This is a genomic window from Oleiphilus sp. HI0066 (assembly GCF_001635725.1).
The window spans coordinates 1-205 of the sequence record NZ_LWFH01000984.1 but is presented as its reverse complement, the minus strand read 5'-3'; the positions used below and the strand labels follow the sequence as shown (position 1 = coordinate 205).

At 49.8% G+C, this 205-nt stretch carries 1 protein-coding gene; it reads left to right on the top strand.

Annotation, left to right across the window (positions count from 1 at the left end):
- On the top strand, positions 1-205 hold a 205-nt coding region (locus A3738_RS31055), incomplete at both ends, for a hypothetical protein (RefSeq protein ID WP_197473818.1).

Sequence of the window (205 nt, the reverse complement as noted above, 5' to 3'; positions counted from 1 at the left end):
GAGGATCTAGCAGCGCTGACGTTAACGCCTCCGTTGCATGACAGTACTAACTTCACGCTAGATGTCATGGTGACGCATCAGGAGGAAGATCCAGATAGTGGTGTGATTACGGAAGCGAGTAGCACCGCACAATATCATGTTTCAGTTATCCCAGTGGCGGATGTCCCAACGTTACAAGCGAACGACATTAGCGGAAACGAAGATG